Genomic DNA, 2,482 nt, shown 5'->3' with positions numbered 1-2,482 from the left:
GGCATCATCGGCAACCCGATCACCTACAAGGTGGGCGGTAAGCAGTATGTCGGCGTTTACTCCGGCATCGGCGGCTGGATCGGTCTTCCGGTCACCGCTGGTCTGGATTTGAGCGACAAGTTTGGCGCCATCGGTGCCACCGCCATGACCAAGGCCGCTGGCCTGCAGCATATCCCGCAGGGTGGTGAGCTGAACGTGTTCCGCATCTACGAGTAATCGTCGATAGCAGAAACGTGTAGATTAACGGCGTCCGATGCCCTTGCGGCATCGGGCGCCTTTTTCCTATATAACGCTAGAAGATTAGGCACCCACGGCGGGTCAGTCCGGTGGGATTTCGGTCCTAGCGTCCCGGCCCGCCTTGCATATAAGGCGATAGTCCGTGTCATTCCCCCATTTCTCCCTTACCGCGTCTCTGGCCGTCGGCATTCTGAGCCTCGGTATCGCGGCCGCCCCCGCGGCCGAGAAGAAGGACGTGAAGCGCGACCTCAACAAGACCTATGAGGAGCTCACCCCCAGTGAGCACATCGCGATCCGCGCCGCGGCCAAGGCCGCCTACAAGGCCAAGAAGCTCAGGACGCTCAATATCTGCGCCGATCCCGGCAACATGCCCCTCTCGAACATGGCAGAGAGAGGCTTCCAGAACAAGCTGGCGAAGCTGCTCGCCGACGCGACCGGCGCCGAGATCAAATATCATTGGCAGCCCTTCATTGAACGCGGGCTGACGCGCTCGACCTTCGAAGAGCATTATTGCGACGTGATGTTCGACGTTCCGTCGACCTATGACCGGCTTCTCACCACGGAGCCCATCTACAAGACCCCTTACGTGCTCGTTTATCGGAGCGACAAAGGGCTGGAACTTACCGGGTTGGACGATCCGAAGCTCAAGGACCTCAAGATTGGAGTCTTTCAGACTTCGGGTGTTCGCCGGGCCCTCGCCAAACGCGGCATCTTCGAAAACGTGGAACTGCAGCTCCAGACCCATGACGGCGATCTCGTGCCCGAGAACCAGCCCTGGTACGTGATTCAGAAAATGCTCGATGGAAAGCTTGATGTGGCCGCCGTGTTCGGGCCCTTCGCCGGCTGGGTGAAGACCATGAAGAATGAGCCCGTCACGATCCAGCCGATCAATCTAGACGACGATACCGTGCAGATGGAGTTCGAGCTCGCGATTGGCGTGCGTCCGACGGACGTCTTCCTCAAATACCTGCTCGACTGGGCCCTCGAGGATAATGCCGAGGAGGTCCAGGCGATCATGAAGGAGTACGGCGTGCCGCTGGTCCAGTGCAGCAAGTGCACCGTTCCTGGCGATCTGCCGGCCCATGGCAGTTACATCAAGCTCGCCGACCAGAAATTCGAGGCACGTCCGGATCTGGCCTCGCCCGATCAGATCGTCACGCAAGAGAAGCTGGAAAGGTGGCTGGCGGAAGGCGCGGACCCGCAGCAGGAGCTGAGCAACGCTCTGATCGCCAATGACCAAGATCGCATCATGTTCCTGGTCGGCAAAGGCGCCGACGTCAACAAGCGGGACTTGCAAGGGTGGACGCCGTTGACCAGCGCGGCCCGTCAGCGCCACGACAAGACGATCGATCTTTTGGTCGAGCTTGGGGCCGATCCCAACAAGCACGACGGAAACGGCATCACGCCGCTCGCCGCCGCGCTGATGCGCGACCACATTCCCTCGATCAAGACGCTGATCGATCATGGCGCTGACCTCGAAGAGCCTGGCCAGGACGGCTTTCGGCCATTGGCCCTGGCTCTTGCCGAGCAGAAATACGAGGCGGCAATGGCGCTTATGGAAGGTGGCGCCGATGTGAGCACGCCTTCCGGCAGTGATGGCTTGACGCCGCTGATGATCGTCGCGGCGCAGACCGGCCCGGCGGAAGGCTCGATCTTTCTACCCGGCAGCACGCGGCCGACCGACGTCGCCAAAGCCTTGATCAACAAAGGCGCGGACGTCGACGCACAGGCCAATAATGGCATGACCGCATTGATGGTCGCGGCGGCCAACAACAGCGCCCCGATGATCGGTCTGCTGATGGATGCGGGCGCCGATCCGACGGTGAAGAATGCCCGGGGCGAGACCGCCGAGGATGTCGCCAATCTCAATAACAACAAGGAAGCCTCTCAGGCCATCCGGGTGTTGTCCCTCTCACGGGCAACCGTCCCGCCCCAGGCTTCGGACGCGGAGAGCGGAGACACGGCGAAGCAGTGATGACAATCTTCTCGCAAGTGCTGGGACGGGCAGGGGCCGCGGCGATAGCCGTGGCCTTCTGTCTAACTACGGCCACGCTCGTCTTTGCGGCCGACTATCCCGACTTCAATGACGAGTCGGTGACGAAAAGGACCGAGGAGATCATCAAGGAGCGTTCGACGGACGGCGTGTTCGTCTTCCACGACCCAAAGCTCAATGAAGATCTCAATCTGGTCTATGAGAAGATTCGCGTCATTCGCGGCATGAAAGGCTATGGCTGGTTCGCCAACG

General features: G+C 60.7%; 2 protein-coding genes and 1 pseudogene. All 3 read left to right on the top strand.

The window, feature by feature from the left end; genetic code table 11:
• Positions 1-216, top strand: a pseudogene (locus AUC71_RS07030) (PQQ-dependent dehydrogenase, methanol/ethanol family); the annotation flags it as partial.
• 163 nt (positions 217-379) lie between these two features.
• The gene (locus tag AUC71_RS07025; protein WP_069623696.1) at positions 380-2,212 is read left to right on the top strand and encodes a quinoprotein dehydrogenase-associated putative ABC transporter substrate-binding protein; all 1,833 of its coding nucleotides are present in this window, start codon (positions 380-382) and stop codon (positions 2,210-2,212) included.
• Positions 2,212-2,482: hypothetical protein (locus tag AUC71_RS07020; RefSeq protein ID WP_204376662.1), on the top strand; the 271-nt coding region annotated here is incomplete at its 3' end. The genes AUC71_RS07025 and AUC71_RS07020, both read left to right, overlap by 1 nt.

This window comes from Methyloceanibacter marginalis, assembly GCF_001723295.1.
In the GTDB taxonomy this organism is placed as follows: domain Bacteria; phylum Pseudomonadota; class Alphaproteobacteria; order Rhizobiales; family Methyloligellaceae; genus Methyloceanibacter; species Methyloceanibacter marginalis.
The sequence above is the reverse complement of the archived record's forward strand: the minus strand, read 5'-3'. Positions and strand labels throughout refer to the sequence as shown.